Source organism: Nocardioides faecalis (assembly GCF_018388425.1).
In the GTDB taxonomy this organism is placed as follows: domain Bacteria; phylum Actinomycetota; class Actinomycetes; order Propionibacteriales; family Nocardioidaceae; genus Nocardioides; species Nocardioides faecalis.
Genome location: NZ_CP074406.1, coordinates 1,342,579 through 1,367,276, shown reverse-complemented (window position 1 = coordinate 1,367,276; position 24,698 = coordinate 1,342,579). Strand labels below are relative to the sequence as shown.

The window sequence follows — 24,698 nt, the reverse complement described above, 5'->3', positions numbered from 1 at the left end:
TCGGTACGACGACGAGGATCCCACCGCGGCACCCGGGGTGGAGCACCACCCGCCCGCGCCGCGCCGCCCGGGCACCGATGGCTAGCGTTGCGGCCATGTTGATCGCGCTCGATGACCGCTCCCCCGTCGTACCGGACTCGGCCTGGGTCGCTCCCAGCGCCACCCTGATCGGCTCGGTGCAGCTGGCCGAGGGCGCCTCCGTCTTCTACGGCGCGGTGCTGCGCGCCGACAACGAGCCCATCACCGTCGGTGCCGGCTCCAACGTGCAGGACAACTGCGTCTTCCACACCGACAAGGGCAAGCCGATCACCCTCGGCGAGGGCGTCTCGGTCGGGCACGGCGCGATCATTCACGGCGCCACCGTCGGCGACCACGTGCTCGTCGGCATGGGCGCCACGATCATGAACGACGCCGTCATCGGCGACGAGGTCCTCATCGCCGCCGGCGCGCTGATCACCGAGGGCATGCAGGTGCCGCCGCGCTCCCTGGTCGCCGGCGTCCCGGGCAAGGTACGACGCGAGCTGAGCGACGCCGAGGTCGAGCGACTGCACCTCAACGGCCGCCTCTACGAGACCCACCGCGAGATCCACCGAGGCGGCGTCGTCGTCGGCTGAGGTTCAGCGGGTCCGGGAGGCGCAGTCGATGCAGGTGCGCGCCACCGGCCGCGCCTCCAGCCGGCCCGCGGCGATCGGCCGGCCACAGGACTCGCAGACGCCGTACGTGCCGGCGGCGAGGCGCGCCTCGGCGGCGGCGACCTCGCGCAGGTGGGTACGGGCCTGACGGACGAGCGCGCCGACCTGGGAGCGTTCGAACGCGATGGTCGCGCCCTCCGGGTCGTGCTCGTCGTCGGCGTTGGTGTCGCGGGAGGCGGCGACCACGGCGTCGTAGTCGTCGGTCAGGTCGCCGAGGCGGCGCAGCGTCTGCTCGCGCTCGGCGGCCAGCCGGGCACGCACCTGCTCGATCTCGGTGGGGCTCACGCGCTGCGCAGCACCTTCTCGAGGGCCTTGCCCTTGGCCAGCTCGTCGACGAGCTTGTCGAGGTAGCGGATGTTGCGCATCAGCGGGTCCTCGACGTCCTCGACCCGCACCCCGCAGACGAGGCCGGTGATCAGCTCGGCGTCGGGGTTCACGGTGGCCTGGTCGAAGAACTCCGCCAGCGTCGTACCGGCCTCGAGGTGGGCGGCCACGGCGGCCTCGTCGAAGCCGGTCAGCCACTCGATGACCTGGTCCACCTCGGCCTTGGTGCGGCCCTTGCGCTCCGCCTTGGCCACATAGAGCGGGTAGACACTGGCGACGCTCATCGCGAACACGCGGCTCATGGAGCCGAGGGTAGTGCGCTCCCCCGCGCCTTCCGAGGCTTTCGCCCCGGGGTCAGCACACGCCCCAGATGCCCTTGCTGCGCACCTTGGACCACCGCTGCACGCCGCGGTAGTCGCGGGCCCGCTGGAACGGCTTGCCGCCGTAGACGTAGACCTCGGCCCAGCCGCGCTTGACCAGCAGCCGGCCCACGTCCGTGCCGCCCTTCTGCACGTAGCGCAGCAGCCGGCCGTAGCGGTCCTTGAGCTGCTGGGTGGGGTCGGAGGTCAGGGTGACGGTGGTGCCGCGCGGCAGCAGCCGCTTGGTGGCGCTCGAGGCCGACCGGCCGCCGCACTCGACGGTGCCGTGCACCTCGGGGGTGTCGATGCCGAGCAGGCGCACCTTGCGCACCGCGCCACCGCTGAGCCGGACCTCGATGGTGTCGCCGTCGACGACGCGGGTCACGCGCACCCGGTCGCGGTAGGTCTTCTTCGCCTTCGGCTTCGGCTTGGGCGTGGCCTTGGGCTTGTCGCTCTTCGGCTTGCTGCCGCCCGGCGTCGTGCTGGTGCTGCACGGGCACGGGTTGGACTCGCACGCGATGCCGTCACCCTCGCGGTCGAGGCCCTCGGGGTCGTACGACGGCCCGCCGTGGGCGAGGAAGTACGCCTGCGCCGCGGCCTGGGTGCTGAAGTCGGTGCAGTTGATCCCGGCTCGGGCCACCGACGGCGCCCCCGCCTGCGCGGTCGGCGCGACCAGGGCGGCACCGGTCAGGGACAGGGCGAGGGCAAGCAGCAGGAGAGAAGTACGTCGCAACACGCCGCGACGCTAGGCGGCGCCGGTGGTGGCGCGGGCCGGTTCAGCGAGAGTCGAACCGATCGACCCCACCGGGGTGGTCCGACCGGATGGTCACCGGGGGCCGGTCAGCGAGCCTGGTCATCGAGTGTCGGTCGGCGCCAGCCGAGGCGTCGTACTGCTCAGCCGTAGGCGGTGCCGGTGTGCGGGCGCCACGGCACCGGGGTCAGCCGTTCCCGCTCCACCCACTCGGTGACGAACTCGTGCCCGCGGCGGTAGGTCACCAGCGCCGACCACGTCCCGTCGGCGGCCTTGTCCCAGGTGATCACCAGGCCGGGCCAGCGCTCCGGGCCGTGCCGCTGACGCACCCACACATGCGCCACACCTCGCTGACCGACCATGGGTCCAATTTAGAACACATGTTCGAAGGATGGTGAAGGGGACGGGCTGGCCTGTAAGCCGGGTTCTGTAGTTGGCGACCATCCATCTAGGACTGCCGTTGCCGACAGCCTCCAGCGACCTACCCGCGCACTCGGGCGAGCAGCCCTCCCGGCCGGAGCCGATCGTGCGCTGTCTGGTCTTGCTCCGGGTGGGGTTTGCCTAGCTGCGCCGGTCACCCGGCACACTGGTGGGCTCTTGCCCCACCGTTTCACCCTTGCCTCCGCTCCGAGGAGCGGCGGCGGTCTGTTCTCTGTGGCACTTTCCCGCGGGTCACCCCGGGTGGGTGTTACCCACCACCCTGCTCTGTGGAGCCCGGACTTTCCTCGGGACCTGTCGCCTCGCGGCGGAGGTCACGCGGTCGCCCGGCCAGCCCGTCCACGGCACACCCTAGGGAACATCGGTCCCGCAGGGGTAGTTGATGAGGGCATGGACGACAGGCAGTTCCCGGTCACCGTCGGCCTTCCGAGTGCCACGGCGAGCCATGCGACGGCGTACCGCACCGCCGCACGACCTGCTCTCCCGGCGTGACCTGGCACGAACCAACCCGACGTGAACGCCCTGGCGTGAACGAACCAGGGGTGAAAAACAACGATCCCCGATGCCAGAGGCATCGGGGATCGTGCGCCGACCTTCAGGTCAGCAAGCTCTGATGAATCAGAGAGCGGTGACGTTCTCCGCCTGCGGGCCCTTGGGGCCCTGCGTGACGTCGAACTCGACCTGCTGGTTCTCGTCCAGCGACTTGTAGCCGTTGCCCTGGATGGCAGAGAAGTGGACGAAGACGTCCGGGGTGCCGTCGGCCGGGGCGATGAAGCCGAAGCCCTTCTCGCTGTTGAACCACTTAACGGTGCCCTGAGCCATGATTTTCTCCTTGGTGTTCCCGACACCGCATCGTGCAGGTGTCGTGTTGTGTTGCTGAACACATCTAGTTCGTGCCTGATGCCCAGCTGAACCGGAAGACCAAGTAACCAAACGATGAACTGAGCCCGTTTGGGGCCCAGGAGCTTCCCTCACGGGAAGACCCTTCAACAAGATGAACACTACCACCGATCCTGCTCACGTCTACTATTCACGCACGGTCGGATCTCAGACCGCCGGACGAGGGAGCCGTACCCGGCGCGCGACAAGACGGCCGTGAGGGGTGGTCATGGCCTGGTTGGTGCTCGTCGTCTCCGGCGGTCTCGAGGCGGTGTGGGCGGTCGCCTTGTCGAAGACCGAGGGGTTCAGCCGGCTGCTGCCCTCGGTGGTGTTCCTGGTCGCCGTCGTCGCCAGCATGGTCGGCCTCGGCTACGCCCTGCGCACCCTGCCCGTGGGCACCGCGTACGCGGTGTGGGTGGGCATCGGGGCCGCGCTCACCGTCGTCTACTCCATGGCGGTCGGCGACGAGCCGGTCAGCGTCGTACGGCTGCTGCTGATCTGCGGGCTGGTCGGCTGCGTGATCGGCCTCAAGCTGGTGCACTGAGCCGCGCGAGCGGCCAGCCGGCCAGCACCCGGCACTCCCCCTCGCCGTACCAGTGCAGCTCGAGCCGATCCGCACGGACGGCGACCGGGACCAGGTCGGCGAGGTCGCTGCGTACCTGGGCCACCGTGACACCGGTCGTCGCGCTGTCCAGCGTCAGGTGCGGTACGACGTCGCCGAACGCGCCGCCGTAGGGCGGGAACTGCGGGAACTGCGCGTGCAGCCGGGCGGTGAGCGCCATGAACGGCTCCAGCGGGTCGGGGCGCAGGTGGATGAGCCCGTCGGGGAACACGTCGACCTCGGCCAGCGTCGCGGTGAACGCCGGCGTGGCGGCGGCGACCCGGGCGAGGTCGGCGAGCATCGCCGCGTCCGGGTCGGGGTGGAAGGGCCCCAGGGCGGTGATGTGGGCGTGGGTGAACGCGGGGTCGGTGGAGACCCAGTCCGGCTCGTAGTGCTGCCACCGGGACCGGACATACGGTTCGAGCGCCGGGACCGGCACCACGAGGACGGAGTGACCCACCCGGGGAGGATAGGTTCTGGACTCATGAGCGAGCCCGTGGTCCCCCAGCCCGATCCCGCCGTGCAGACCGCCGCCGCGGAACGGTTGGCCGGTCTCGCCACGCCCGCCGGCGCGCTGGGCCGCCTGGGCGAGCTGGGCGTGTGGGTCTCCGCGGTCCAGGGCACCTGCCCGCCGCGGCCGCTGGACGACGTACGGCTGGTGATCTTCGCCGGCGACCACGGGGTCGCGCAGCACGGTGTCTCCGCCTATCCCCCGGCGATCACCGGCGCGATGGTGCGCAGCTTCGTCGCCGGCAAGGCGGGCGTGAGCGCGCTGGCCGCCGCCCACGACGTGGCGGTCCGGGTCCTCGACATCGCGGTCGACGACGACCTCGAGGGTGTGCCCACCGACGTCGGTGCGCACAAGGTCCGCCGCGGCAGCGGGGCGATCCACCTCGAGGACGCCCTCACCCCGGAGCAGACCGCCGCGGCGCTCGAGGTCGGCCGCACCGTGGCCCGCGAGGAGATCGCCGCCGGGGCGCAGCTGCTGATCTCCGGCGACATGGGCATCGGCAACACCACGCCGGCCTCGGCCATGGTCGCCGCGGCGCTGGGCCTGCCGGCCACCGAGGTGACCGGCCGCGGCACCGGCGTCGACGACGCCGCGCTGGCGCACAAGCTCTCCGTGGTGCAGCAGGCGCTGAACCGCGCCGGGGACCGGCTGGCCGACCCGGTGGAGACGCTGACCGCCGTCGCGAGCGCGGACCTCGCCGCCACCGTGGGCTTCCTGCTGGAGGCCGTCGAGTCCGGGGTCCCGGTGCTGCTCGACGGGCTGATGTCGGTGGCGTGCGCGCTGAGCGCCGAGCGGATCGCCCCCGGCGCCCGCGCCTGGTTCGCCGCCGGTCACCGCTCCACCGAGCCGGCGCAGTCCCTGGCGCTGGAGAAGCTCGGTCTGGAGCCGGTCCTCGACCTCGGCCTGCGGCTGGGTGAGGGCTCCGGCGCGGTGGCCGCGGTCCCCGTCCTGCGCTCCGCGGTCGCCCTGCTGCGCGACGTGGCGCTCCTCGCCGACCTGCTGCCGCCCGCCGAGGCGTGAGCCGCCCCGGGGGCGGTGACGCCGATCCGCTGCCGGGCGGCAACCTGCTGAGCCGCAGCCTGCCGGTCCGGGGCCTCTTGCTCGCGGTCGGCATGTTCACCTCGCTGCGGGTGCCGCCCGTGGTGAGGGTGACCCCGCGCACCGCCACGGCGGCGCTGCTGCTGGCACCGGTGGCCGTGCTTCCGCTGGGCGTGCTCGCCGCGGCGGTGGTCTGGGCGGGCGGGCAGCTGCAGCTGCCGCCGTTGGCGGTGGCGTTCGCCGCGCTCGCCGGGTTGGCGGTGGGCAGCCGGGCGCTGCACCTGGACGGCCTCTCCGACGTCGCCGACGGGCTGACGTCGTCCTACGACGCCGAGCGGGCGTTGGCGGTGATGAAGTCCGGCACCGCCGGACCCGCCGGGGTGGCCGCACTCGTGCTGGTGCTGGGCGCGCAGGCGGCGGCGCTGGCGAGCCTGGTGAACCTGGCGAGCCGCGGCAACGGACTGCGCGCGGCGCTCCTGGTCGGGGCGCTGGTGTGCGCCTCGCGCGCCGCGCTGTGGATCGTCGGCTGCGCGCTGGTGCCGCCGGCGCGCCGTGACGGTCTCGGTGTCACCTTCACCCAACGGGTGCCCGTCGTGGTCGCGGTCCTCGGCTGGCTGCTCCTGGCCGCCCTGGCCGCGCTCGTCGACCCGGTCCGAGGTCCGCTCACCGTCCTGGTCGCCGCCCTGGTCGTGGCGGCGTTGACCGCGCACACCGTCCGCCGCTTCGGCGGCGTGACCGGCGACGTGTTCGGCGCCGCGATCGAGGTGGCGCTGCTCGTGCTGCTGGTGGGGCTCGCCGGCGCCTGAGCCACTGCACCGCTTCCCAAGCGAATCTGTCGAGATTTCTCGGCCCGCCGTCGGCGCAGCGCTACAGCCGCAGCACCCGTCCCGCGACGACCAGGTGCACCTCGTCGCACACCGCGCCGACGCGTTGGTTGATGGTGCCGAGCAGGTCGCGGAACACCCGCGCCGAGCGGTGCTCCGGTACGACGCCGAGGCCGACCTCGTTCGTCACCAGCACCACCTGCCCGGCCTCCGCCGGGCGCTCCCGCAGCGCCGTGACCAGGGCGTCGACGTGACCGAGCACGTGGGTCTCGATCTCCCCGACCGGCGCCTCCCACAGCTCGGCGGCGTCAATGAGGCCGGTCAGCCAGGTGCCGAGACAGTCCACGAGCACCGGGCCCGGGGAGCCGGCGAGCACCCCCGCGACGTCCCTGGTCTCCGCGGTGCGCCAGCCGGCCGGGCGGCGCGCTCGGTGCGTGGCGATCCGCGCGGCCCAGTCCGCGTCGTCGTACGACGGCCCGGCGGCGACGTAGGTGACCGGCAGGCCGTGGGGAGAGTCCTCCTCCGCGGCGACGAGCAGCGCCTCGGCGTGCCGGGACTTCCCGGAGCGCACTCCCCCGGTGACCAGGACCGACGGTGCCGCGTGCGAGCTGCTCACGACTCCCCCAGCCGGAACGCGACCCGGCGGGCGGCCAGGTCGACCTCGGCGAGGGTGACGGTGACGTCGTCTCCGAGCGGCAGCGGGCGATCGGCGGTGACCAGCGCCTCGACGCCGAGCTCGCTCAGCACGACGACACCGGCCGTGGGGTCGTTGTCGCGCACGCTGGTGACCACGCCGGCGAAGTGCTCACCGACCCGGCCGGCCAGCACCGCGGCCTCGACGAGGTCCAGGACGGCACGCTCGTAGGCACCGGCCCGGCGGGCCGAGGACTGCAACGTCTTCGGCAGCTCGGGCAGGGCGGCGCGCACCCACGCCGGCAGGGGCTCGCCGGCACACAGCACGAGGCAGACCTCGCCGGCGTACCGGTCGCCGAGGCGGCGCAGCGGGGCGGTGACGTGGGCGTACTCCTCCGCGATCGCGGAGTGCCGGGTCTGGGCTGGCAGCTCGCCGTCGAAGGCGGCGTAGCCGCTGCCGCGCAGCAGCCGGGTGCAGGCGACGACCATCGCCTGGTGGGCGGGCTGGGCGGGGTCGAGGGAGGCCACGAACGCGGCGTAGTCCTGCTCGACGGGCCAGGCGATGCCCAGCCCGCGCGCGACCCGGCGCAGCCGCTGCACGTCGGCGGCCTCGGCCGGCGGCAGGGTGCGCAGCAGTCCGATCCGACCGCGCACCATCAGCGAGGCGGCGGCGATCCCGGTGAGCAGGGAGACCTGCGCGTTCCACTCCTCCACCGGCAGCGACTCGCGGAAGGTCAGGCGCAGCCCATCGCCGGACTCCTCGACCTCCTGCTCGGGCAGCGGCAGGGACACCCCGCCCCGGGCGCGCTCGGCGTCGTGGCGCAGCGTGCCGACCTCACGCAGCAGCCGCAGCACCTCGTCGGCGGTGCCGTCGTCGAGCGCGGCCTGCGCCTCGGCGTAGCTCCATCGCGCCGTGGACCGCACCCGCGCCCGCTCCACCCGGGTGCGCGCCAACGCGCCACCGGCGTCGAGCTCGTGGGTCCACAGCAGCGCCGGACGCACCTGGCCGGGCAGCAGCGAGGCCGCCCCCTCCGACAGCGTGGGCGGGTGCAGCGGGATCCGGTCGCCGACGCCGTACAGCGTCTCGCCGCGGCGGTGCGCCTCGACGTCGATCGGTCCGCCGGGCTCCACGAACGCGGCGACGTCGGCGATCGCGTAGTGCACGACGTAGCCACCACCAGCAACCCCGCCGCCCGGGGCCTCGGTGCGGGCGATGTGCAGCGCCTGGTCGAGGTCCATCGCGCCGGGCGGGTCGATGGTGACCAGCGGCAGGTCGGTGCGGTCGAGCTCCGGCAGCACGACCGAGGCGGCCGCCTGCTCCGCAGCCGCGAGGACCTCCGCGGGGAAATCGCCGGGCAGCTCCAGCTCGGTGGCGATGCGAGCCAGCCCCGCGGTCAGTGCGGGCGAGTCGGCGCGGAGGCGGACCACGACGTTGCTCGGCACGTCGCCGACCCTATCCTTTGCCCAGTGCTGATCCTGCTGCCGCCGAGCGAGGGCAAGGCCACCCCCACCCGGGGCCGGCCCCTCGACCTGGACACCCTCTCGCTGCCTGAGCTGACCGACGCCCGCCGCAAGGTCCTCGACGCCCTGGTCGCGCTGTGCCGCGAGGCACCCGAGGATGCGCGCACCGTGCTCGGCCTCTCCGCCGGGCAGGTCGACCTGGTCGTCCGCAACGCCGATCTGCCCGATGCGCCGACGGCTCGCGCCGACCGGATCTACACCGGCGTGCTGTACGACGCCCTGGACGTCGCCACGCTCTCCGCGGCCGCGAAGCGCCGCGCCACCGGCCGGGTCGCGGTGGCCTCCAGCCTGTTCGGCCTGGTCCGGCTCAGCGACCGCATCCCGTCGTACCGGCTCTCCGGCGACGTGACCCTGCCGCCGGTCGGCCCCGTCGCCGCGGTGTGGCGCGAGGCGCTCGCCGAGGTCGGCCCGGCCGCCGTCGGCAACGGCCTGCTCGTCGACCTGCGCTCGGGCATGTACGCCAACTTCTGGCGCCCCGGCCCGGAGCTGTCCGGCCGCGTGGCCACCGTCCGCGTGCTGCACGAGCACAACGGCGCCCGCAAGGTCGTCAGCCACTTCAACAAGGCCACCAAGGGCCGGATCGTCCGCGCCCTCCTCGAGGACGGCGCCGACCCCCGCACCCCCGCCGCCTTCGCCGCCGACCTGGAGCGCCTCGGCTGGACCGTCGAGATCGGCCCCGAGACCAAGACCGGCACCCAGCTCGACGTGGTGGTGACCGAGGTCTGACGGGGCCGTCTGCCGGGACGTCGCGGCGGCCTGGCTCCTAAGCCGCCGAGGCACACGGGGCGGCGGACCGAGGGCGCTGCACCCAAGACCGACGCCCCCAGCCAGACCCGCCCAGGCGGGCCAGAGTCACCAGCGCCCGGTGTCCCGCAGCGTCCGGCGCCCCGGTGCCAGGCTGTTGAAGAAGCGCAGCGACCCGCGCCGCTTCCCCGAGCTCGGGTCGGCGTAGAAGGAGATGACCGACACCGCGGCGGGTGCCAGCTCGAGGCGGAAGATGGCGTCGAGCGGCGCCTCCATCGCGTGCGCGACGAGCGTCTTGATGGGCGTGACGTGGCTGACCAGCACGACGGTGCGGCCCTCGTGCGCGCTCAGCAGTCGATCCAGCCCGGCGAGCACCCGCTCCTGCACCTGCAGGAACGACTCGCCGCCGGGCGGGGCGGCGGCCATGTCGGCGAACCATGCGTCGAGGCGCTCCTTGTCCCGCTCGGCGACCTCGACGAAGGAGAGCCCGTCCCACTCGCCGAACTCCATCTCGGCGAACCCGGCCTCCTCGGACACGGGCAGCCCCAGCTCGGCGGCGATGATGTCAGCGGTCTCGCGGGTGCGTCGTACGGGCGAGGCGACGACGGCGTCGACGCTCTCCTTCAGCTCGCCCAGCCAGCCCGCGACCTCGGCGGCCTGGGCACGGCCCTCCTCCGACAACGGCGGGTTGTCGCCGCCGAGCCCACCGGAGAACCGGCGGCCGGTGGTGTGCCGGGTGACGCCGTGGCGGACCAGGACGACGGTGGTCGGCTGCGCCATGTCGGGCGGGCCGCTAGCAGCCTTCGCGGCCGGCGAGCCGGCCTCCTCGGCGGCGGAGTCGGGGGCGTCGGGGACGCCGTCACCCGGGGCGTCTGCGGCGGTGACGCCGGAGCGGGTGCCGTCGAGGGCCTGGTTGACCAGGGCGTCGGCGTCGCCGTTGGCCGCCCGCGGCACCCAGGTGTACGACGTCCCGGCCGGTGCCAGCTCGCGGGCCTGCGCGGCGAGCCGCTGCATGTCGGGATGCTTGATCTTCCAGCGGCCCGACATCTGCTCGACGACGAGCTTGGAGTCCATCCGGACCTCGATGGTGGCGCCGGGCGTGAACCGTCGGGCCAGCCGCAGTCCGGCGACGAGCCCGGAGTACTCGGCGACGTTGTTGCTGGCGATGCCGATCGTGGCGCCGTCCTCGGCGATCACCGCACCGGTGGCGGCGTCCTTGAGGACGGCACCGTAGGCAGCCGGTCCGGGGTTGCCGCGCGAGCCACCGTCGGCCTCGACGACGACGCGCGCCGGACCGGCTGACGCCATCAGAGTCCGCTCTCGGCGCCGCGCACCAGGATCCGCATGCACTCCTGGCAGCGCACGACCGTGTCCTCCGGGGTGGAGCGCAGCACGTTGAGCTCGCCGGGGTCGAGGGTGATCCGGCAGCCGGTGCAGGCACGCACCCGCAGCTCGGCGGCGCCGACTCCGTCCTTGGCCGCGCGCAGCTTCTCGTAGAGGGCGAGGAGGTCCGCGGGCAGCTCGGCGACGATCGCGTCGCGGCCGGCGGCGACGGTGGCGATCTCCTGGTCGAGCTCAGCGGCCCGCTCGTCGCGGGCGGAGGTGAGCACGCCGAGGCGGGCGTCGATCTGCTCGAGGGCGGCGGTCAGCTCGGCCAGCGCGGAGCCGGCCTCCTCGACCTGCTCCATGACCTCGATCTCCTCGTCCTCCAGCACGGTGATCCGGCGCTCGAGGGTGGCGAGCTCGTGCTGCATCCGCTCCAGGTCCTTGGGGTTGCTGATCGCCCCGGAGTCCATGCGGTCCCGGTCGCGCTTGCGCCGCGCCTTGACCTGCTCCACGTCGGCGTCGGCCTTGGCCTGGGCGGCGCTGAGGTCGTCCACGACGATGCGCTGGTCGCGCAGCCGGCCGTCGACGTCGGCGCGCTTGCCGAGCAGCTCCTTGATCTCGGCGGCCTCGACGGGGTGGTTGCGCCGGTGCCGGAGGTGGTCGACCTGGGAGTCGAGGGCCTGCAGGTCGAGCAGCCGCAGCTGTGCGGACGGGTCTGCCTTCATCGAGGGCTCCGGCGGGTCGAGGGGATGCTCACGGGTGCGCTCACAGGTGCATTGTCCAAGGGTCGGTGACGATCTCGCTCACCCGGGTCTCCACCGCGTCGCCCAGCGCCTCGCGCAGCCGCTTCTCCACGACCGGCAGCCAGGTCCACTCGGCCGCCCAGTGGGCGACGTCGACCAGGGCGGGGCCGTTCTTCTCGGTGAACTCGGCGGCCGGGTGGTGGCGCAGGTCGCTGGTGACGTAGGCGTCGACGTCGAGCCGGGCGACGTGGTCGAGCAGGAAGTCGCCGGCGCCGCCGCAGACCGCGACGCGCTTGACCAGGCGCTCCGGGTCGCCGGCGACCCGCACCCCGTGGTGGGTGGTCGGCAGCACCGCGGCGACCTCCTCGGCGAACTCCGCGAGGCTCACGGCGCCCACGGTGCCGATGCGGCCGGTGCCGGTGGTGACGATGCCGGGGTCGGCGAGCTCGACGACGTCGTACGCGGGCTCCTCGTAGGGGTGCGCGGCGAGCACGGCGCGGACCACGGCCTCACGCAGGCTGCGGGCGAGGACGACCTCGAGGCGGACCTCCTCGGTGGTGGTGATCTCGCCGACGTTGCCGATCATCGGCGTCGAGCCGGCGAGCGGCCGGAAGCGGCCCTCGCCGGGGGCGCTGGTGAAGGAGGAGAAGTCGTAGTTGCCGATCTGGCCGGCGCCGGCCTCGGCGATCGCGGCGCGCACCGGTGCCGCGGCGTCGGCGGGCACGAAGACGGTGAGCTTGTCGATGGGGTCGCCGGAGGTGGGCAGGATCGGGCTGAGGTCGCTGAGCCCGAGCGCTTGGGCGAGCGCCTCGGAGACCCCGCCGTCGGCTTGGTCGGCGTTGGTGTGGGCAGCGAGCAGCGCGCAGCCGGCCTTGGCCAGGGTGTGCAGGGTGCGGCCCTTGGGCGTGGTGGCGGCGACGCCGTGCACGGGCTTGAGGAAGAGCGGGTGGTGCACGACGAGCAGGTCGGCCTTCCACTCCGCCGCCTCGGCGGCGACCGCCGGGGACGGGTCGACGGCGAAGAGGACCTTGCGCACGGGCTGCTCGGGGTCGCCGGCGACCAGCCCGACCGCGTCCCAGTCCTCCGCCGTCGCGGGCGGGTACCAGGAGTGGATCAGGTCGGTGACGTCGGAGAGCGTGGGCATGGCGCTCAGGCTAGCGGGGCAGACGGTGCCGGGGTCCTCGGCCGCCACCCGTCTGCGGGGTCCCGGTTCAGGGCACCACGCAGCCCATGACGACGATCGATGAGGACCACACCCGGCCCGAGGGTGTCGACGACCTGACGGTCGAGGCGCTGGGCAACATCTCCGAGGCGCTGGAGGCCATCGAGATCGCCCGCGGGCACCTCTACACCTTCCACCGGCTCAGCGGCACCGCCGACTTCACCCTGGGCAAGGGGGTCGACCAGCTGCGCGAGGCCGGGCACACCGAGCTGGCGGACCGCTTCGAGCGTGAGCTGGTCGGCCGCAACGTGCTGGAGGGCCGGTGGACCTTCCAGATCATGGAGGAGTACGACGACGGGTACTACGCCACGTTCAAGGAGCTGGACCGGCTGGCCCGCGAGCAGCTCGTGGCCGGCAAGCGGCACCTCTACGAGGCGGAGCTGAAGGAGGCGCGGCGCACGGCCGGCCGCGGCGGCCACGAGGCTGCGCCCGACGCGGAGGACTGAGCCGGCTACCCCTACGGTGGGGACGTGGTCTCTCCCCAGGCAACCGGCCTCCAGGTCTCCGTGCACGGTCACCCCAACGCGGACACGCTGCTGCTGTGGCACCCCGCTGCACGCACCGGCTCCGACGCCGAGGAGGTCGCCGCGCTGGCGAGCCGGATCGCGAACCGCAGCGGTGCGCGGGTGCTGGTGCCGCGGTGGAGCGACGGCCGCGACCTGCTGCGCTCGGTGCGCTACGCCCGCGAGTCCTCGGTGCACCCGCCGGACCAGCTCTCCGTCGTCGGGTACGGCGACGCCGGCATCGCGGCGCTGAGCCTGGCGCTGCACCAGGGCCGGCTCGGCATCGGCCTGACCCGGGTGACCTGCGTGGACGGCGGCGCCGACCTGCGCGACCCGATCAGCGGCCAGCCGCTGTCCGACCCCGCCCCAGGCGGCGAGCCCGACAGCACGGGGCCCGTGCCGGCCACGGCGGTCGACGTCGTCGAGGGCGACTCGCCGGCCGCCGCGGCGTGGGCGAGCGAGCGGGTCGAGGCGTGGCGCGACGCCGGATGGTCGGCCACGCTCGTCCCGGCGACTCAGTTCACCTGGCGGGTGCGGCCCTCCCAGTAGGGGGCGCGCAGCTTGAACTTCTGCAGCTTGCCGGTCGCGGTGCGGGCCAGCTCGTCGCGGAACTCCACCGAGGTCGGCGCCTTGTAGCCGGCGAGGCGGTCCTTGCACCAGCGGATCAGCTCGGCCTCCTTCTCGGGGCCCGCCTCGGCGCCGGCGCTGAGCACGACGAGCGCCTTGATGGTCTCGCCCCACTTCTCGCTGGGCACGCCGATGACGGCGACCTCGGCGACCTCGGGGTGGGAGAAGAGGGTGTCCTCGACCTCGATCGAGGTGACGTTCTCGCCGCCGGTGATGATGACGTCCTTCTTGCGGTCCGCGATCGTCAGGTAGCCGTCCTCGCCGAGGTAGCCGCCGTCGCCGGTGTGGAACCAGCCGTCGGCCAGGGCCGCCGCGGTCTCCTGCGGCTTCTCCCAGTAGCCCTCCAGCACGACGTTGGAGCGGGCGAGGACCTCGCCGGCCCCCTCCTCGGACTCGTCGATCTTGAGGGTGACGCCGATCGCCGGCGCCCCGGCACGGGTCAGCAGGCTCGCGCGCTCCTGCGCCGACAGGTCGTCCCACTCCGCCCGGGTGCGGTTGAAGGTGAGCAGCGGGGAGGTCTCGGTGAGGCCGTAGATCTGGATGAACTCCCAGCCGAGCTCCTCCTGGACCCGGATCACGGTCTTCGTGGGCGGCGGGGCGCCGGCCATGATGATCCGCACCCGGTCGCGGCCGGGGATCTCGCCGTCCCAGTCCTGGGCGGCCTCGAGCACGGCCGCGGCGACGGCGGGCGCCGCGCACATGACGGTGACGCCGTGGTCACGGACCCGGCGCAGGATCTCGGCGCCGTCGATCTTGCGGATCACGACGTGCTTGGCGCCGACGCCGGTGGCCACGAACGGCCAGCCCCAGCCGTTGGCGTGGAACATCGGCAGGGTGTGCAGGTAGACGTCGCGGTCGCCGGCCTGCGCGTGCAGGCCGAAGGTCATCGCGTTGGTCCAGATGTTGCGGTGGGTGATCTGCACGCCCTTGGGCCGGGCGGTGGTGCCGGAGGTGTAGTTGATGGTGGCGGTGGCGGACTCGTCGTGTTCCCACGGCTTCGGCTCGGTGCCGGGGGCGGCATAGAGGTCGTCGTCCTCGCCGATCACGAACTTGTGCTCACAGGTGACGCCGGCGAGGTGCTCGGCGACCTCCGGGTCGACGTACAGCACCCGGGCACCGGACTGCTCGACGATGTACTGCACCTCGTCGGGGCTGAGCCGGAAGTTGATCGGCACCAGCACGCGGCCCCAGCCGGCGACGCCGTAGAAGGAGGTCAGCAGCCGGCTGGAGTTGTGGCTGACCATGGCCACCCGCTCCCCCACCCCGATGCCGAGCTCGTCGAGCTTCGCGGCCTGGCGGCGCGCGAGGTCGCCCATCTGGGCGTAGGTGAGCTCGCCCTGGCTGGGCGCCGGCTGCGAGGGCTCGTCGACCACGCCCACCCGCTCGCCGTAGACCTGCACCGCGCGGTCGAGGAAGTCGTTGACGCTGAACGGGACGAACATGCTGCCTCCGGGAACTGCTGGTCGAACGTGACGGCAGACACCCTAGGAGACCCCTGGTCGGCCGGGCCGCCGGCGAAACGGCCGGTACGACGAACGGCCGCTCTGCTGCGCCGAGCGGTCAGCGAGCAGGCCGCCGATCCGCTAGCGTGCCGCGGACCGGGACCGGCCCACGGTCCGCGCAACGACTCCGGAGGCGCCTGGTGCGACCACGTCTGCTCGCCCTCGCCGGCGCCGTCCTGCTCTGCATCTTCGTCTGGCTCGCGATGGACAACCCGTCCATCGACCACGGCCGGCACGGCGAGGACACCTACGACTGCCTGGCGCCGTACGACACCGCGTTGAACGGCGCCGACAACATCCCCGGGGGCGAGCCGGACCCGGTGAACGACGACACCGTGGCCGCGTCGTGCCGCGAGGCCGGCCGGGAGCGGTTCCGGCTGGCCGCGGCCGCCGGGATCGCGGGCGTCGTCGTCCTGCTCGGCGCCGCCGGCACCGGGATCGCCGGGCACCGGCGCACCAGGCACGCCGGGCGCGACCGGCGTGCCGGACGCGTCTGATCGGTGGACGCAGAAGGGATTGAAGCCCCGACCACCTCGTTGCGAGGGAGACGGAACTAGCCACTGTGGCAACCTGCGGAAACACCGCGCCGGGCGCGCCGTTGTGGCGACAACTATGTGGTCGCGCTGAGCGGCCCTCGTCCCACCAGGACTCGCCCCCGTCGTCCCACTTGACATCGCCGTAGACCGCATCGGGGAAACAAGACTCCGCGGCATCGAGCCGGCGCTGGATCTCCATCCCCTCAGCCCTCGGTGACGGTCGGCACCCGGGCGTGGACCATCGCTTCGTCGACCCACAACACGGCGGGGAGCTCGGCGATGTCGTACGCCCAGGACCATGCCGTCGGTCAGGCGTCGAGGCTGATAAGTCGCTGCGCGGCGATCTTGTCGGGCACGTCGAGCTGTTCGAGCACGCAGCGGGCGATGTTGTCGGTGGTGCCGGCGGTGCCGGCGGTGCCGGGGGTGCCGGGGGTGCCGGGGGTGCCGGTGGAGCCAGCTACGCGGTTCGTCAAGCGCTGCGGCCCCGGATGGCGCGCATGGTGTCGACAAGGCGGGCGGCTACGACTTCTCGAGCAGCTTGTCGATCTGGCCGAAGTTCTTCGCGATCGTGCGTTTGATGCGCTCGCTGGACGCTGCTATCTCACACCCGATGGCCGGCAAGGTCGCCAGCGCTTGGCGCCGGGCGACGTCACCTAACCCGTACTAGGCGCACGACCGCCCCCGCCACCTTGCGAGGGTGGCGGGGCGGTGCGCGGCGGGACTGTCGTACGAAGTCGTGGAACTTGCCTCGAAAGTACTGTGAGGGGAACCATAAACTGCGAAAGCTCACCTCAACCGCGCGCGCCCTCCTCGGCGGCGCGCGTCAGTTCGTTGAAGGTGTAATCGGGCCATCCGCTCATAATTCCACCATCCTCAGTTTCTAAAGCGAAGGTTTGAGGGTGGCCTCCTCGAGCAACAGGTGCGGCGGGGTGTTTGAGAGACGACGGGGCAACGACCTCTCCCCTTGCGGGGGGCGCCCATTGCTCTCCCATCACAACGACCCGGGTACCCAGGGGCAACGCCTTGTCGAAGACGTTGACCGAGGTGATGGTCGAAGGTGCCCCTTCCGGACGTGCCGCCTCTCCATTTCGGTCGATTACCTCGACGCCTCGGGAGAGCGCAACATAGACGAAATCGGTCTCGGCGCCCTTCACGAGGTTCCGGTAGGTCGCGTCCACCTTAATTGGCTCATCCGAATCCAGGGTGTAGGCGCGGCCTGAAGCCACCGGTCTCCAGCAGGCTCCTGGCGATGTAGTTGGTGAGGTTGCGGAACCCGAGCGCGGATCCGCGGAGGTGCTCGAGCCTGCCGTTGATCGCCTCCGTTGGCCCGTTGCTGGTGCCCGGTCGGTCGAAGTAGGCCAGCACGTCGTCGGCACGCTTCTTCAGCGTCCGACCGAGGGTGACGACCTCGCTGAGGGCCTTGGGGACGCCTGCGCTGACCGCCTCGATGAGCTTGACCATCTGTGCCCGGCCACGGCCGCGGTCCTCGTCGCGGTAGGCGGCGATCATCTGCTGGTAGATGCCCCAGGTTGCCTCGACCTCAACATGCGCATCGACGGCGAAGAGCGCGGCGAGTCGGGCGGTCTGCTTGTCGGTGAGCAGCCCGGCGCCGGTGTGCAGGGTGCGCCGGGCCCCGTAGAGCGGGTCGCCCTTGTGTCCGCGGTGGCCGTGGATGGCCTGCTGGACCCGCGCGTCGGCACCGATCCAGCGCGTCGCCGGCCAGGCGCACCACGTGGAAGGGATCCATGACCGCGACCGCGTCGGGGAGTTCCTCGGTGGTGGCGGTCTTGAACCCGCTGAACCCGTCCATCGCGACGACCTCCACGCCCTGGCGCCAGGCGTCGGGGCGGGCGGCGAGCCAGGTCTTGAAGGCCTGCTTCGAGCGGCCCTCGACCATGTCCAGCAGCCGCGCGGGTCCGGTGCCGTCGCGGACCGGGGTGAGATCGATGATCACGGTGACGTACTTGTCGCCCTTCTTGGTGTGACGCCAGACGTGCTCATCGACGCCGACAACCTTCACGCCGTTGAAGCGGGCCGGGTCGTCGATCAGGGCCCGCTTGCCCTCGGCCAGGACTGCGTCGTTCGCGGTGCCCCAGGCGACCCCGAGTGCCTCGGCGACCCGGGCGACGGTGAGGTGGGCGACCACCACTCCTTCGAGTGCCCACCGCAGCCCACGGCGCGACAGCTTCGCGCGCGGCTCAGCCGCACGGCTGGTGTCTTGGCGCCACACGTGACCGCAGCCGCTGCACCGGTAGCGACGGATCGTGACGATCAGCGTCGTGGGCCGCCACCCGAGCGGTTCGTGGGCCAACTGTCGGGTCACGGTGTCGCGCGGTGCCCCTTCGCAGCCGCAGCGGCGGCACCACTGGTCGGGCTCAAGGACCCGGCATGCGAGGACCGCGCGACCGGGTTCGAGGCGCTGGCCGGTGACGACGAGGCCGAGCTCATCGAGTCGGCAGAAGGTGGACAGATCGGGGTGGGCGAACGCATGCGAGCGGTCGCCGACGGTAGCGTCGGGCACGTCGAGGTCTTTCGAGATGAGCGTGTAGGAGCCTTCATCTTCGGGAGACCTCGACGCCTATCCCGGGACCGCCACGCCAACCCGCGCTACACCCTCAACTGTGATGAGCCCCTTAATTCTGACCACAGCGAACCTCTCTCTCAGATCGGGATATCCCAAGCCCGACTCAGACTCGAGCACGGTCGGCCCATCCTCCACCCCGTCTATCGCGCCACTGACGGCGATTTCGACTTCGGGTCGCGAAAGCAACGCACTGGGCGAAGGGAAGACATAGGAGTCTCCCGCACCGATATCTAGAACGGTAAAATCGATTCGGGCCGACGCGTCAGACCGAGTGTGGGCAGAGCGCGCATCGACGGCATCGTCGCCACCTGAGCACGCAGTCACTAATCCGGCGGCGGCGACGATCGACGCCACCGCACCCAACAGGAACCGCTGGGAGCGTCCCGCATGCTTGCCGATAAGAGTCATCATGTTTGTTCCTCACCACCAGTCTTGAACGTGGTCGATGTGATGCGGACCGTATGTGCGCGTCCAGGCCTGCCCGCCACCAAAGTGGCCCGATCGGAGGCAACTGTTAGCGGGCGCGTCAGGTGAAGTCACATAAGGATCACCATTTCCGTAGTGCGCCATCCCTGCGGTGTGACCGATCTCGTGACATGTGATTTTTCGGACGGCGTAGTCGGTGTCACCGTCGCCGTTCCTCAGTTCCGAGAAGTTGATTCTCACTCGCCAACGGTCACAAGGGCCATTCTCATGTTGAACTGTGCACTGGGCGTAGCCGAGGTGCCCAATGCCGAGCCACTCTTGTCCGATGCGCACGTCGGTCCCAGCCTTGCACGGACCGTGGAACTCGACCGTCACGCCAGTCTGAACTCGGAAGTTGTACATCGAACTGGTGGCCTGGCCCTGCACGTGATTCGAGACTGCTTTCTTTCCGGGCACGGGATTCAGGCACGCCTACATCTGCTGGCTTCCGCCACTTACGCCTGGGGCGTGACCGTGGCGATCGGCCTCGCATCCGGCCTGATCGTTGCGATCACGAGCGCTGTGGCTAGGTCGGGTGTCAGCCGGGAGGTTGGCGATCCCGTAACGTTGTGGAAGCCCTTGTTGCTGCTGCTCGGGGGGAGTGCCTACGCAGTCCTACTTGGCTTTGCATTCGCGCTCATACTGGGTAGTCAGCGCTTCGCCGTTGTGGTGCACACGACGATGCTGGTTTTGTTGCCAACGGTCGCCGCGGCGTCTGACAGCATGATCGGACGGTTCCTGGCATGCGCACTTCCGGCTGCGCCTGTGTGGGGATGGCTGGGTGAGGGGGAGGTGGGCCCGATGGCGCTGGACATGACCGCGTCCGCGACGGTTATAAGCGCGGCGGTTTGGGCTGGAGCCTGCAGTTGCACCATGGGATTCTCTCTGCGACATCTCGGTGGATTGAGTATCGCTGCATGGGTGAGGGGCATGTGACCATTGGTTAGGGCCATTGGGTGTGCATTCGCCCGTAGGCACCTTGGGACTCGTCCAGCCGATGAGCAGGCGCCAGCGCTTTCGAGGGCTTGCTTCCCTCGACCGCGCCGACGCGCGCCCGGATCATCTCCTAGCTGTCGCCGATGTGGATCAATCGCGATGGAGTGGTTCGGTGCGGTCGGCGCCCGCGGCCGTTGCTCGGTTTCCGACATCGACTTGCCGGGACTGTCGCGAAGCCGTCGTTCTGAGAGTGACGTGACGCTGGAACTCCGTCGCGAGTAAGGGGGCAGTTTCAGGCGCCGTCGACGTTTTGGCCACTATGCTGCTGAGATGGATGACTGGGTGGAGCGGCCCGAGGACACATCGTCGGCGCGCGCAAAGTACCGGCTTGGACACCTGATTAACACCGCGTGGCTCGCGGACTCGGCCGCGTCGCGTCACGTCAGTGCTCTTGAGGCGGGGTGGGACGCTTTGGCCGAGGACCCGGAATGGCGTGCTTGGGTTCGCGAGCACCTCATCCCAGCTGATCCCTTTCTTTATCTAGCCATTAGAGACGATCTCGACCGCCGGCGAATGTTGAAAACGAAGAGCGGCGTTTCCGTGCACGTGCCTATCGCCGAGGTTCTCTCGGCGGAGGAGTCAGGAGAACTCGTCAGATTCTTCGCTGCGCTGATCGGCGCGATCTACGCCAAGTGGGCATCAGGCGCGGATTGTCCGGCGCCGCCGATGCTGCCTGAGCACCTCTAGGTGTGATGCCGAGCCAGGTTGTCCAACCTGGTGATGGGGGCGGCTTTCCCGATTGCTGAGTGGGGTCGGTAGTGGTTGTACTCGTGGACCCATGCTGGCAGGGCGGCGAGGCGGGCTGATTCGAAGTTGTAGAACGTCTTGAACGCCCAGCCTTCGGCCAGGGTGCGGTGGAAGCGGTCGATCTTGCCGTTGGTCTGGGGTCGGTAGGGGCGGGTCTTCTTCGCGGTGATCTCGAGGTCGGCGCAGGTGTCGCGCCACAGGTGGGACTTGTAGCAGCTGCCGTTGTCGGACAGCACTCGCTGCACGGTGACCCCGCGTTCGGCGAACCAGGCGACAGCGTTCTTGAGGATCTCGGTTGCGGTCTGGCTCGTCTCGTCGTCACGTGCTTCGATGTAGGCGACGCGGGAGTGGTCGTCGATGACGGTGTGCAGGTAGCAGGTACCGATGAGCGGGCCGCGGCACTTGTTGCGGGGTTTGCCCGGTGTCGCTGCGCGGTTCTTCTCGCCTTGCCGGCGTCCGACTTAGCGCCAGCCGCCGCCGTCGGGGACCTTGCCGAGCTTCTTGACGTTGACGTGGAGCAGGTCGCCGGGCCGCTGGTGCTCATAGCGACGGATCGGCTCACCGGTCGCGCGATTCGGCGAACGGCGCCGCCACCGCGGCCCGTTGCCGGCGGCGCTGCTCCCGCAGGCGCCGGAGCCGGCGTACGCCGAGCGGGTCGTAGGCTGTCGGCGGCGTGCCGGTCGATGAGCAGGTTCACCTTGCGGTGATAGAGCGTCGCGCTCAGTCCTAAGTACTCGCGGATCGCCGACTCCTTCGCGCCCGGGTACTTCCACAAGCCGCGCTCGAAGTCGAGGATGGCCTTCTCGGTGTCGGTCAACTGCATGTCGTGCGCGACGGAACACTCATCCGAGGTTGTCCATCGGCGACCGCCCCTGATAGGCCTCCCGAGCACGCCGCGCACGGTTCCCCGCGCCGTACCGCGCCAGCATCTGCCGCGAGCGCCACCCCGCCAGCTCCATCAGGTCCCCCTCGTTGCCGCCTGAGGCCAGCCAGGCGTCGGCGAAGCCGTGCCGGAACATGTGGGTGTGCAGCTCCGGCACCCCGGCGGCCGCGCCGCGGCGCTTCATCATCTGCTGCACCGCGTTCGTCGTCAGCGCCTTCCCGTCCTTCCCGGAGATCCACAGCCATGGACCCTCGGCGTACTTCGACCGGGCCCGCATCCGCAGGTATCGGTCGAACGCCCGCGCGGTGCGCGCCACGAACACCACGATCCGCTCCCGGTTGCCCTTCCCGACCACGAGCAGTTCGCGGGCCCGCTCATGCTCCTCGGCCGCCCAGGCGAAGAACGATCGGAGTCCGTTCCACCGGGTGCGGTCGGTGGAGGCCGACCTGGTGTCGACAAGCTCGACGATCCAGGTGCGCAGCAGCCGGGCGGTGATCTCGTCGGGGTCGACGGGGTGGTCGTTGTCCTCGAGCCAGCGGGCGAAGAGCTCGAGGGACGCGGTGTCGCCCTCGACGGTGCGGGGGCTCTTGTTGACGGCCTCCATGGCGAGGATCCAGGAGGGGAAGAGTGCGCGGAGTGCGCGGGCTTCGGTCATCGGGGGTGGTCTCCGGGTGGGCGGGATAGGTGGTCTGGCACCGCCGTGGCTTCGAACGCGTGTTCGATGCTACGGGAGGGGCCCGACAGTTTCCGCAGGTCAGCCCGGAGATATGGAGTTGGCGGTGGGCGCAGAGGGGATCGAACCCCCGACCACCTCGTTGTAAGCGAGGGGCTCTACCGCTGAGCTATACGCCCGTGAAGCGAGCGAAAGAGTACCCAAGCCCGCGCCCGCGGAGGAAACACGGACACCGCGGCGAGACCGCGGCATGACCTCGACGGGCCGGGACCGGCGCAGGTGCGGCAAAAAAGCGTCGAACCGCCGGCGTCTCGGGTCGCCAGCGGTTCGACGTGAGGAACTGTAGCCACCCCGCACATCGGATGCCAACGATTCGGGGAGATTTCGTTGAAATTGATCCGAAGTAACCAGGCGCCCAGGGACGAGGGACCTAGGCCTCGTGCAGCGCGGTGAGCAGCGCGGTGAGGTCCCGGGCCTCCGACTTGCGCTGGTGCACCGACCACACCAGCCGCCCGTCGCGGTCCACCACGTAGGAGGAGCGCTCGGGACAGCCGGCGACCTCGTCGAACACGCCGTACGCGCGGGCGACCTCGCCGTGCGGCCAGAAGTCGCTGAGCAGCCCGAAGTTGAGCCCGTCGGTGTCGCTGAACGCCCGCAGCGCGTAGACCGGGTCGCACGACAGCGCCAGCACCTCGGTGCCGAAGGTGAGGAAGTCGTCGAGGTGGTTGCGGATGAAGCTCATCTCGCCGGTGCACACGCCGCTGAACGCGAACGGGTAGAACACCAGCGCCACCGCCTTGTGCCCCCGGTACGACGACAGCGTGACGTCCTGGCCGAACTGGTCGCGCAGCGTGAAGTCGGGGGCGAGGCCACCCAGGGGGATCCCGGCCGCGGTGCCCGGAGCCCCTGGGGTCGTGGCCACCTCAGGCCTCACTCGGCCGGCTCGGTGGCAGGCAACTCCCGCTTGAGCACCTTCCCCGTCGCGTTGCGGGGCAGCTCGTCGAGGAAGACGATCTCGCGGGGCACCTTGTAACGGGCCAGCTTCTCCTTGACGTGACCCTTGAGCTGCTCGGCCAGCTCCTCGGAGCCGTCGGTCCCGGGTACCGGCACCACGAACGCCAGCAGCCGCTGGCCGAAGTCGTCGTCGTCGACGCCGATCGCCGCGACCTCGTCCACGCTCTCGTGGGAGGCGAGACAGTCCTCGACCTCCTTGGGGAAGACGTTCTCGCCGCCGGAGACGATCATCTCGTCGTCGCGGCCCTCGACGAAGAGGCGGCCCTCGGCGTCCATGCGGCCGACGTCTCCGGAGGCCATCAACCCGTCGACGACCTCCTTGCCGCCGCCGCCGGTGTAGCTCTCGATCTGCAGGTCGTTGCCGACGAAGATCCGCCCCGACTCCCCCGTCGGCACGTCGTTGCCGTCGGGGTCGAGGATCCGGATCACGGTCTTGTGCGGCAGCCGCCCGGCGGTGCCCGGTGCCTCCCGCAGGTCGGCGGGCGAGGCGATCGAGGCCCACGCGATCTCGGTGGAGCCGTAGACGGAGTACAGGTTGTCGCCGTACCGGTCCATCCACCGCGTCGGCAGGTCGCCGGGAAGGGCGGAACCGGACGAGGCGACCGCCTTCAGCTCGGGGAGCGGGTAGGCGTCGAGGACCTTCTCGTCCAGCGCCAGGATCCGCTGCAGCATCACCGGGATCACCGCGAAGGAGTCGCAGCGCTCCTCGTTCAGCAGCCGCAGCGCCCCCTCGGGGTCGAACTTGCGGCGCAGCACGACGGTGGTGCCGAGCATCATCATCAGCTGGTAGTGCGCGAAACCCCAGGTGTGGAACAGCGGCGCCGCGATGTAGCACTTCCAGCCGCTGCGCAGCGGCATCCGGGACAGGATGGAGATCGCCGCCGGGATCCCGCCCTGCGGGCGGGGGGCGCCCTTGGGGGTGCCGGTGGTGCCGGAGGTCAGGATGACCGTGCGGCCGCGGTGGCCCGGCGGGCGGAGGTCCTCGGTGCGGCCGGCCGCGACCTGCGCGGCGACGATGCCCTCGAGGCTGTCCTCGCTCGGCTCACCGTCGGTCCACGCCAGCACCCGGTGCTCGATGGGGGCGTCCGAGAGCAGCTTGGTGAACTCCTCGTCGTGCACCACCACCCGCGGCTGCTCGCGCTCCAGCACGTCGGCCAGCTGCGGGCCGGCGAAGGCGGTGTTGAGGTAGAGGACGTCGGCGCCGAGCTTGCTGATCGCGATCGAGGCCTCGATGAAGCCGCGGTGGTTGCGGCACATCAGCGCCACCCCGTCGCCGGGGCGCACCCCCCTCTCGCGCAGCCCGTGCGCCAGCGCGTTGCTGCGCTCGTGGAGCTCGCCGTAGGTGATCGAGCCGTGCTCGTCGATGATCGCGGTGCGGTCGGGAGCACGCAGCGCGATCGTCTTGAAGCCGCCGGCGGGCGTGGTGCTCCACTGCTTCAGCGCCTTGACCAGGCCCGCGAGCACCACCGGCGAGTACGGGCGCACGATGCCCGACTCGGCCAGGATCCGCAGACTGGTCCCAGCGTCCTTCACCCCAGTGACGATGGTCCCCATGCTCGTAT

General features: G+C 71.3%; 28 protein-coding genes, 1 tRNA gene, 1 other RNA gene, 3 pseudogenes and 1 riboswitch. Of the genes and pseudogenes, 10 read left to right on the top strand and 23 right to left on the bottom strand.

Annotation, left to right across the window (positions count from 1 at the left end; translation table 11 throughout):
- The first annotated feature begins 95 nt into the window (after window positions 1–95).
- A complete protein-coding gene (locus tag KG111_RS06370; protein WP_205292983.1) occupies window positions 96–614 on the top strand; it encodes a gamma carbonic anhydrase family protein in 519 nt (172 codons plus the stop codon).
- A gap of 3 nt (window positions 615–617) precedes the next feature.
- On the opposite strand, the gene KG111_RS06365 is transcribed toward KG111_RS06370, so the two are convergent.
- From KG111_RS06365 to cspE, 6 genes are all read right to left on the bottom strand, one after another.
- Window positions 618–977: a TraR/DksA family transcriptional regulator gene (locus KG111_RS06365; protein ID WP_249666326.1), complete on the bottom strand. Its 360-nt coding sequence runs from the start codon at window positions 975–977 to the stop codon at window positions 618–620.
- Window positions 974–1,318 (bottom strand): DUF2200 domain-containing protein, encoded by a 345-nt coding sequence (locus tag KG111_RS06360; protein ID WP_205292982.1) that lies wholly within the window; start codon window positions 1,316–1,318, stop codon window positions 974–976. Before KG111_RS06360 ends, KG111_RS06365 begins: the two co-directional genes overlap by 4 nt.
- A 52-nt stretch (window positions 1,319–1,370) precedes the next feature.
- The gene (locus KG111_RS06355) at window positions 1,371–2,111 is read right to left on the bottom strand and encodes a thermonuclease family protein (protein ID WP_205292981.1); all 741 of its coding nucleotides are present in this window, start codon (window positions 2,109–2,111) and stop codon (window positions 1,371–1,373) included.
- 158 nt (window positions 2,112–2,269) lie between these two features.
- Complete coding sequence (locus tag KG111_RS06350) at window positions 2,270–2,488, bottom strand: hypothetical protein (RefSeq protein ID WP_205292980.1); 219 nt, start codon at window positions 2,486–2,488, stop codon at window positions 2,270–2,272.
- A 38-nt stretch (window positions 2,489–2,526) separates the two neighbouring features.
- Window positions 2,527–2,902, bottom strand: an RNA gene (gene rnpB, locus KG111_RS06345) — RNase P RNA component class A.
- Between the two features lie 280 nt (window positions 2,903–3,182).
- Window positions 3,183–3,386 carry a transcription antiterminator/RNA stability regulator CspE gene (cspE, locus tag KG111_RS06340; protein WP_205292979.1) on the bottom strand — a complete coding sequence of 68 codons (204 nt, stop codon included), beginning with the start codon at window positions 3,384–3,386 and terminating at the stop codon, window positions 3,183–3,185.
- 212 nt (window positions 3,387–3,598) lie between these two features.
- A riboswitch (guanidine-III (ykkC-III) riboswitch) is annotated at window positions 3,599–3,662 on the top strand.
- A gap of 10 nt (window positions 3,663–3,672) precedes the next feature.
- Between cspE and KG111_RS06335 the strand changes: the two genes are divergently transcribed.
- Window positions 3,673–3,987 carry a DMT family transporter gene (locus KG111_RS06335; protein ID WP_205292978.1) on the top strand — a complete coding sequence of 105 codons (315 nt, stop codon included), beginning with the start codon at window positions 3,673–3,675 and terminating at the stop codon, window positions 3,985–3,987.
- Here the strand turns inward: KG111_RS06335 and KG111_RS06330 are convergent.
- Window positions 3,971–4,504 carry a 2'-5' RNA ligase family protein gene (locus KG111_RS06330; protein ID WP_205292977.1) on the bottom strand — a complete coding sequence of 178 codons (534 nt, stop codon included), beginning with the start codon at window positions 4,502–4,504 and terminating at the stop codon, window positions 3,971–3,973. The two genes, KG111_RS06335 and KG111_RS06330, sit on opposite strands and share 17 nt — an antisense overlap.
- Before the next feature lie 24 nt (window positions 4,505–4,528).
- On the opposite strand from KG111_RS06330, the gene cobT reads away from it, so the two are divergent.
- Window positions 4,529–5,575 (top strand): nicotinate-nucleotide--dimethylbenzimidazole phosphoribosyltransferase, encoded by a 1,047-nt coding sequence (cobT, locus tag KG111_RS06325; protein ID WP_205292976.1) that lies wholly within the window; start codon window positions 4,529–4,531, stop codon window positions 5,573–5,575.
- Window positions 5,572–6,399 (top strand): adenosylcobinamide-GDP ribazoletransferase, encoded by an 828-nt coding sequence (locus KG111_RS06320; protein ID WP_249666325.1) that lies wholly within the window; start codon window positions 5,572–5,574, stop codon window positions 6,397–6,399. The genes cobT and KG111_RS06320 overlap by 4 nt, the downstream gene beginning before the upstream one ends.
- 61 nt (window positions 6,400–6,460) lie before the next feature.
- On the opposite strand, the gene KG111_RS06315 is transcribed toward KG111_RS06320, so the two are convergent.
- Together KG111_RS06315 and KG111_RS06310 are read right to left on the bottom strand one after the other, a co-directional pair.
- A complete protein-coding gene (locus KG111_RS06315; RefSeq protein WP_205292975.1) occupies window positions 6,461–7,033 on the bottom strand; it encodes a bifunctional adenosylcobinamide kinase/adenosylcobinamide-phosphate guanylyltransferase in 573 nt (190 codons plus the stop codon).
- Entirely contained in the window at window positions 7,030–8,493 is a 1,464-nt protein-coding gene (locus tag KG111_RS06310) for an RNB domain-containing ribonuclease (protein ID WP_249666324.1), read from the bottom strand. The genes KG111_RS06315 and KG111_RS06310 overlap by 4 nt, the downstream gene beginning before the upstream one ends.
- A 24-nt stretch (window positions 8,494–8,517) precedes the next feature.
- Here KG111_RS06310 and yaaA point away from each other — a divergent pair, with 24 nt between their 5' ends.
- A complete protein-coding gene (gene yaaA / locus KG111_RS06305; RefSeq protein ID WP_205292974.1) occupies window positions 8,518–9,297 on the top strand; it encodes a peroxide stress protein YaaA in 780 nt (259 codons plus the stop codon).
- A 126-nt stretch (window positions 9,298–9,423) separates the two neighbouring features.
- Here the strand turns inward: yaaA and KG111_RS06300 are convergent, their stop codons facing one another.
- Genes KG111_RS06300 through KG111_RS06290 form a run of 3 tightly spaced genes read right to left on the bottom strand, consistent with a single transcriptional unit; the run spans window position 9,424 to window position 12,528 of the window.
- Window positions 9,424–10,623, bottom strand: coding sequence for a bifunctional RNase H/acid phosphatase (locus tag KG111_RS06300; protein WP_205292973.1), 1,200 nt, complete (start codon window positions 10,621–10,623; stop codon window positions 9,424–9,426).
- On the bottom strand, window positions 10,623–11,366 hold the full coding sequence (locus KG111_RS06295; protein WP_240196164.1) for a zinc ribbon domain-containing protein: 744 nt from the start codon (window positions 11,364–11,366) through the stop codon (window positions 10,623–10,625). Before KG111_RS06295 ends, KG111_RS06300 begins: the two co-directional genes overlap by 1 nt.
- Before the next feature lie 40 nt (window positions 11,367–11,406).
- Window positions 11,407–12,528 (bottom strand): Nif3-like dinuclear metal center hexameric protein, encoded by a 1,122-nt coding sequence (locus KG111_RS06290; protein WP_205292972.1) that lies wholly within the window; start codon window positions 12,526–12,528, stop codon window positions 11,407–11,409.
- Window positions 12,529–12,614: 86 nt separating this feature from the next.
- Here KG111_RS06290 and KG111_RS06285 point away from each other — a divergent pair, with 86 nt between their 5' ends.
- Together KG111_RS06285 and KG111_RS06280 are read left to right on the top strand one after the other, a co-directional pair.
- A complete protein-coding gene (locus KG111_RS06285) occupies window positions 12,615–13,052 on the top strand; it encodes a hypothetical protein (protein WP_205292971.1) in 438 nt (145 codons plus the stop codon).
- A 24-nt stretch (window positions 13,053–13,076) separates the two neighbouring features.
- Window positions 13,077–13,658, top strand: a complete 582-nt coding sequence (locus tag KG111_RS06280; RefSeq protein WP_205292970.1) for a hypothetical protein — start codon at window positions 13,077–13,079, stop codon at window positions 13,656–13,658.
- Here the strand turns inward: KG111_RS06280 and KG111_RS06275 are convergent.
- Window positions 13,625–15,178, bottom strand: a complete 1,554-nt coding sequence (locus KG111_RS06275; RefSeq protein ID WP_205292969.1) for an AMP-binding protein — start codon at window positions 15,176–15,178, stop codon at window positions 13,625–13,627. The two genes, KG111_RS06280 and KG111_RS06275, sit on opposite strands and share 34 nt — an antisense overlap.
- 200 nt (window positions 15,179–15,378) lie before the next feature.
- On the opposite strand from KG111_RS06275, the gene KG111_RS06270 reads away from it, so the two are divergent.
- Complete coding sequence (locus KG111_RS06270) at window positions 15,379–15,735, top strand: hypothetical protein (RefSeq protein ID WP_205292968.1); 357 nt, start codon at window positions 15,379–15,381, stop codon at window positions 15,733–15,735.
- 347 nt (window positions 15,736–16,082) lie between these two features.
- Here KG111_RS06270 and KG111_RS06265 read toward each other — a convergent pair whose 3' ends face one another.
- The 4 genes and pseudogenes from KG111_RS06265 to KG111_RS18440 form a co-directional block, all read right to left on the bottom strand.
- Window positions 16,083–16,247, bottom strand: coding sequence for a hypothetical protein (locus tag KG111_RS06265; RefSeq protein WP_205292967.1), 165 nt, complete (start codon window positions 16,245–16,247; stop codon window positions 16,083–16,085).
- A gap of 318 nt (window positions 16,248–16,565) precedes the next feature.
- The gene (locus KG111_RS06260; RefSeq protein WP_205292966.1) at window positions 16,566–16,952 is read right to left on the bottom strand and encodes a hypothetical protein; all 387 of its coding nucleotides are present in this window, start codon (window positions 16,950–16,952) and stop codon (window positions 16,566–16,568) included.
- A 10-nt stretch (window positions 16,953–16,962) separates the two neighbouring features.
- A complete protein-coding gene (locus tag KG111_RS18445; RefSeq protein ID WP_283770613.1) occupies window positions 16,963–17,448 on the bottom strand; it encodes a transposase in 486 nt (161 codons plus the stop codon).
- Window positions 17,438–18,295 (bottom strand): annotated as a pseudogene (locus KG111_RS18440) (ISL3 family transposase); the annotation flags it as partial. The pseudogene KG111_RS18440 and the gene KG111_RS18445, both read right to left, overlap by 11 nt.
- A 642-nt stretch (window positions 18,296–18,937) precedes the next feature.
- On the opposite strand from KG111_RS18440, the gene KG111_RS06250 reads away from it, so the two are divergent.
- Window positions 18,938–19,759 (top strand): hypothetical protein, encoded by an 822-nt coding sequence (locus tag KG111_RS06250; RefSeq protein WP_205293041.1) that lies wholly within the window; start codon window positions 18,938–18,940, stop codon window positions 19,757–19,759.
- A 330-nt stretch (window positions 19,760–20,089) separates the two neighbouring features.
- Window positions 20,090–20,506: a hypothetical protein gene (locus tag KG111_RS06245; RefSeq protein ID WP_205293042.1), complete on the top strand. Its 417-nt coding sequence runs from the start codon at window positions 20,090–20,092 to the stop codon at window positions 20,504–20,506.
- Here the strand turns inward: KG111_RS06245 and KG111_RS06240 are convergent.
- From KG111_RS06240 to KG111_RS06215, 6 genes and pseudogenes are all read right to left on the bottom strand, one after another.
- Window positions 20,503–21,141, bottom strand: a pseudogene (locus KG111_RS06240) (DDE-type integrase/transposase/recombinase); the annotation flags it as partial. The gene KG111_RS06245 and the pseudogene KG111_RS06240 overlap by 4 nt on opposite strands.
- Window positions 21,142–21,278: 137 nt before the next feature.
- Window positions 21,279–21,389, bottom strand: a pseudogene (locus KG111_RS18225) (DUF3263 domain-containing protein); the annotation flags it as partial.
- Window positions 21,390–21,408: 19 nt separating this feature from the next.
- Entirely contained in the window at window positions 21,409–22,104 is a 696-nt protein-coding gene (locus KG111_RS06230; RefSeq protein WP_205293043.1) for a tyrosine-type recombinase/integrase, read from the bottom strand.
- A gap of 125 nt (window positions 22,105–22,229) precedes the next feature.
- Window positions 22,230–22,301: transfer RNA gene (locus KG111_RS06225), tRNA-Val, on the bottom strand.
- 251 nt (window positions 22,302–22,552) lie between these two features.
- Window positions 22,553–23,044: a peroxiredoxin gene (locus tag KG111_RS06220; RefSeq protein ID WP_205293044.1), complete on the bottom strand. Its 492-nt coding sequence runs from the start codon at window positions 23,042–23,044 to the stop codon at window positions 22,553–22,555.
- A gap of 8 nt (window positions 23,045–23,052) precedes the next feature.
- Complete coding sequence (locus KG111_RS06215) at window positions 23,053–24,690, bottom strand: AMP-binding protein (RefSeq protein ID WP_205293045.1); 1,638 nt, start codon at window positions 24,688–24,690, stop codon at window positions 23,053–23,055.
- Window positions 24,691–24,698: the final 8 nt, after the last annotated feature.

Coding starts and splice junctions, on each gene's coding strand:
- KG111_RS06370 (WP_205292983.1), top strand. CDS start 96: ATGTTGATCGCGCTCGATGACCGCTCCCCCGTCGTACCGGACTCGGCC.
- KG111_RS06335 (WP_205292978.1), top strand. CDS start 3,673: ATGGCCTGGTTGGTGCTCGTCGTCTCCGGCGGTCTCGAGGCGGTGTGG.
- KG111_RS06285 (WP_205292971.1), top strand. CDS start 12,615: ATGACGACGATCGATGAGGACCACACCCGGCCCGAGGGTGTCGACGAC.
- KG111_RS06290 (WP_205292972.1), bottom strand. CDS start 12,528: ATGCCCACGCTCTCCGACGTCACCGACCTGATCCACTCCTGGTACCCG.
- KG111_RS06300 (WP_205292973.1), bottom strand. CDS start 10,623: ATGGCGTCAGCCGGTCCGGCGCGCGTCGTCGTCGAGGCCGACGGTGGC.
- KG111_RS06275 (WP_205292969.1), bottom strand. CDS start 15,178: ATGTTCGTCCCGTTCAGCGTCAACGACTTCCTCGACCGCGCGGTGCAG.
- KG111_RS06245 (WP_205293042.1), top strand. CDS start 20,090: ATGGATGACTGGGTGGAGCGGCCCGAGGACACATCGTCGGCGCGCGCA.
- KG111_RS06230 (WP_205293043.1), bottom strand. CDS start 22,104: ATGACCGAAGCCCGCGCACTCCGCGCACTCTTCCCCTCCTGGATCCTC.
- cspE (WP_205292979.1), bottom strand. CDS start 3,386: ATGGCTCAGGGCACCGTTAAGTGGTTCAACAGCGAGAAGGGCTTCGGC.
- KG111_RS06360 (WP_205292982.1), bottom strand. CDS start 1,318: ATGAGCCGCGTGTTCGCGATGAGCGTCGCCAGTGTCTACCCGCTCTAT.
- cobT (WP_205292976.1), top strand. CDS start 4,529: ATGAGCGAGCCCGTGGTCCCCCAGCCCGATCCCGCCGTGCAGACCGCC.
- KG111_RS06215 (WP_205293045.1), bottom strand. CDS start 24,690: ATGGGGACCATCGTCACTGGGGTGAAGGACGCTGGGACCAGTCTGCGG.
- KG111_RS06295 (WP_240196164.1), bottom strand. CDS start 11,366: ATGAAGGCAGACCCGTCCGCACAGCTGCGGCTGCTCGACCTGCAGGCC.
- KG111_RS06350 (WP_205292980.1), bottom strand. CDS start 2,488: ATGGTCGGTCAGCGAGGTGTGGCGCATGTGTGGGTGCGTCAGCGGCAC.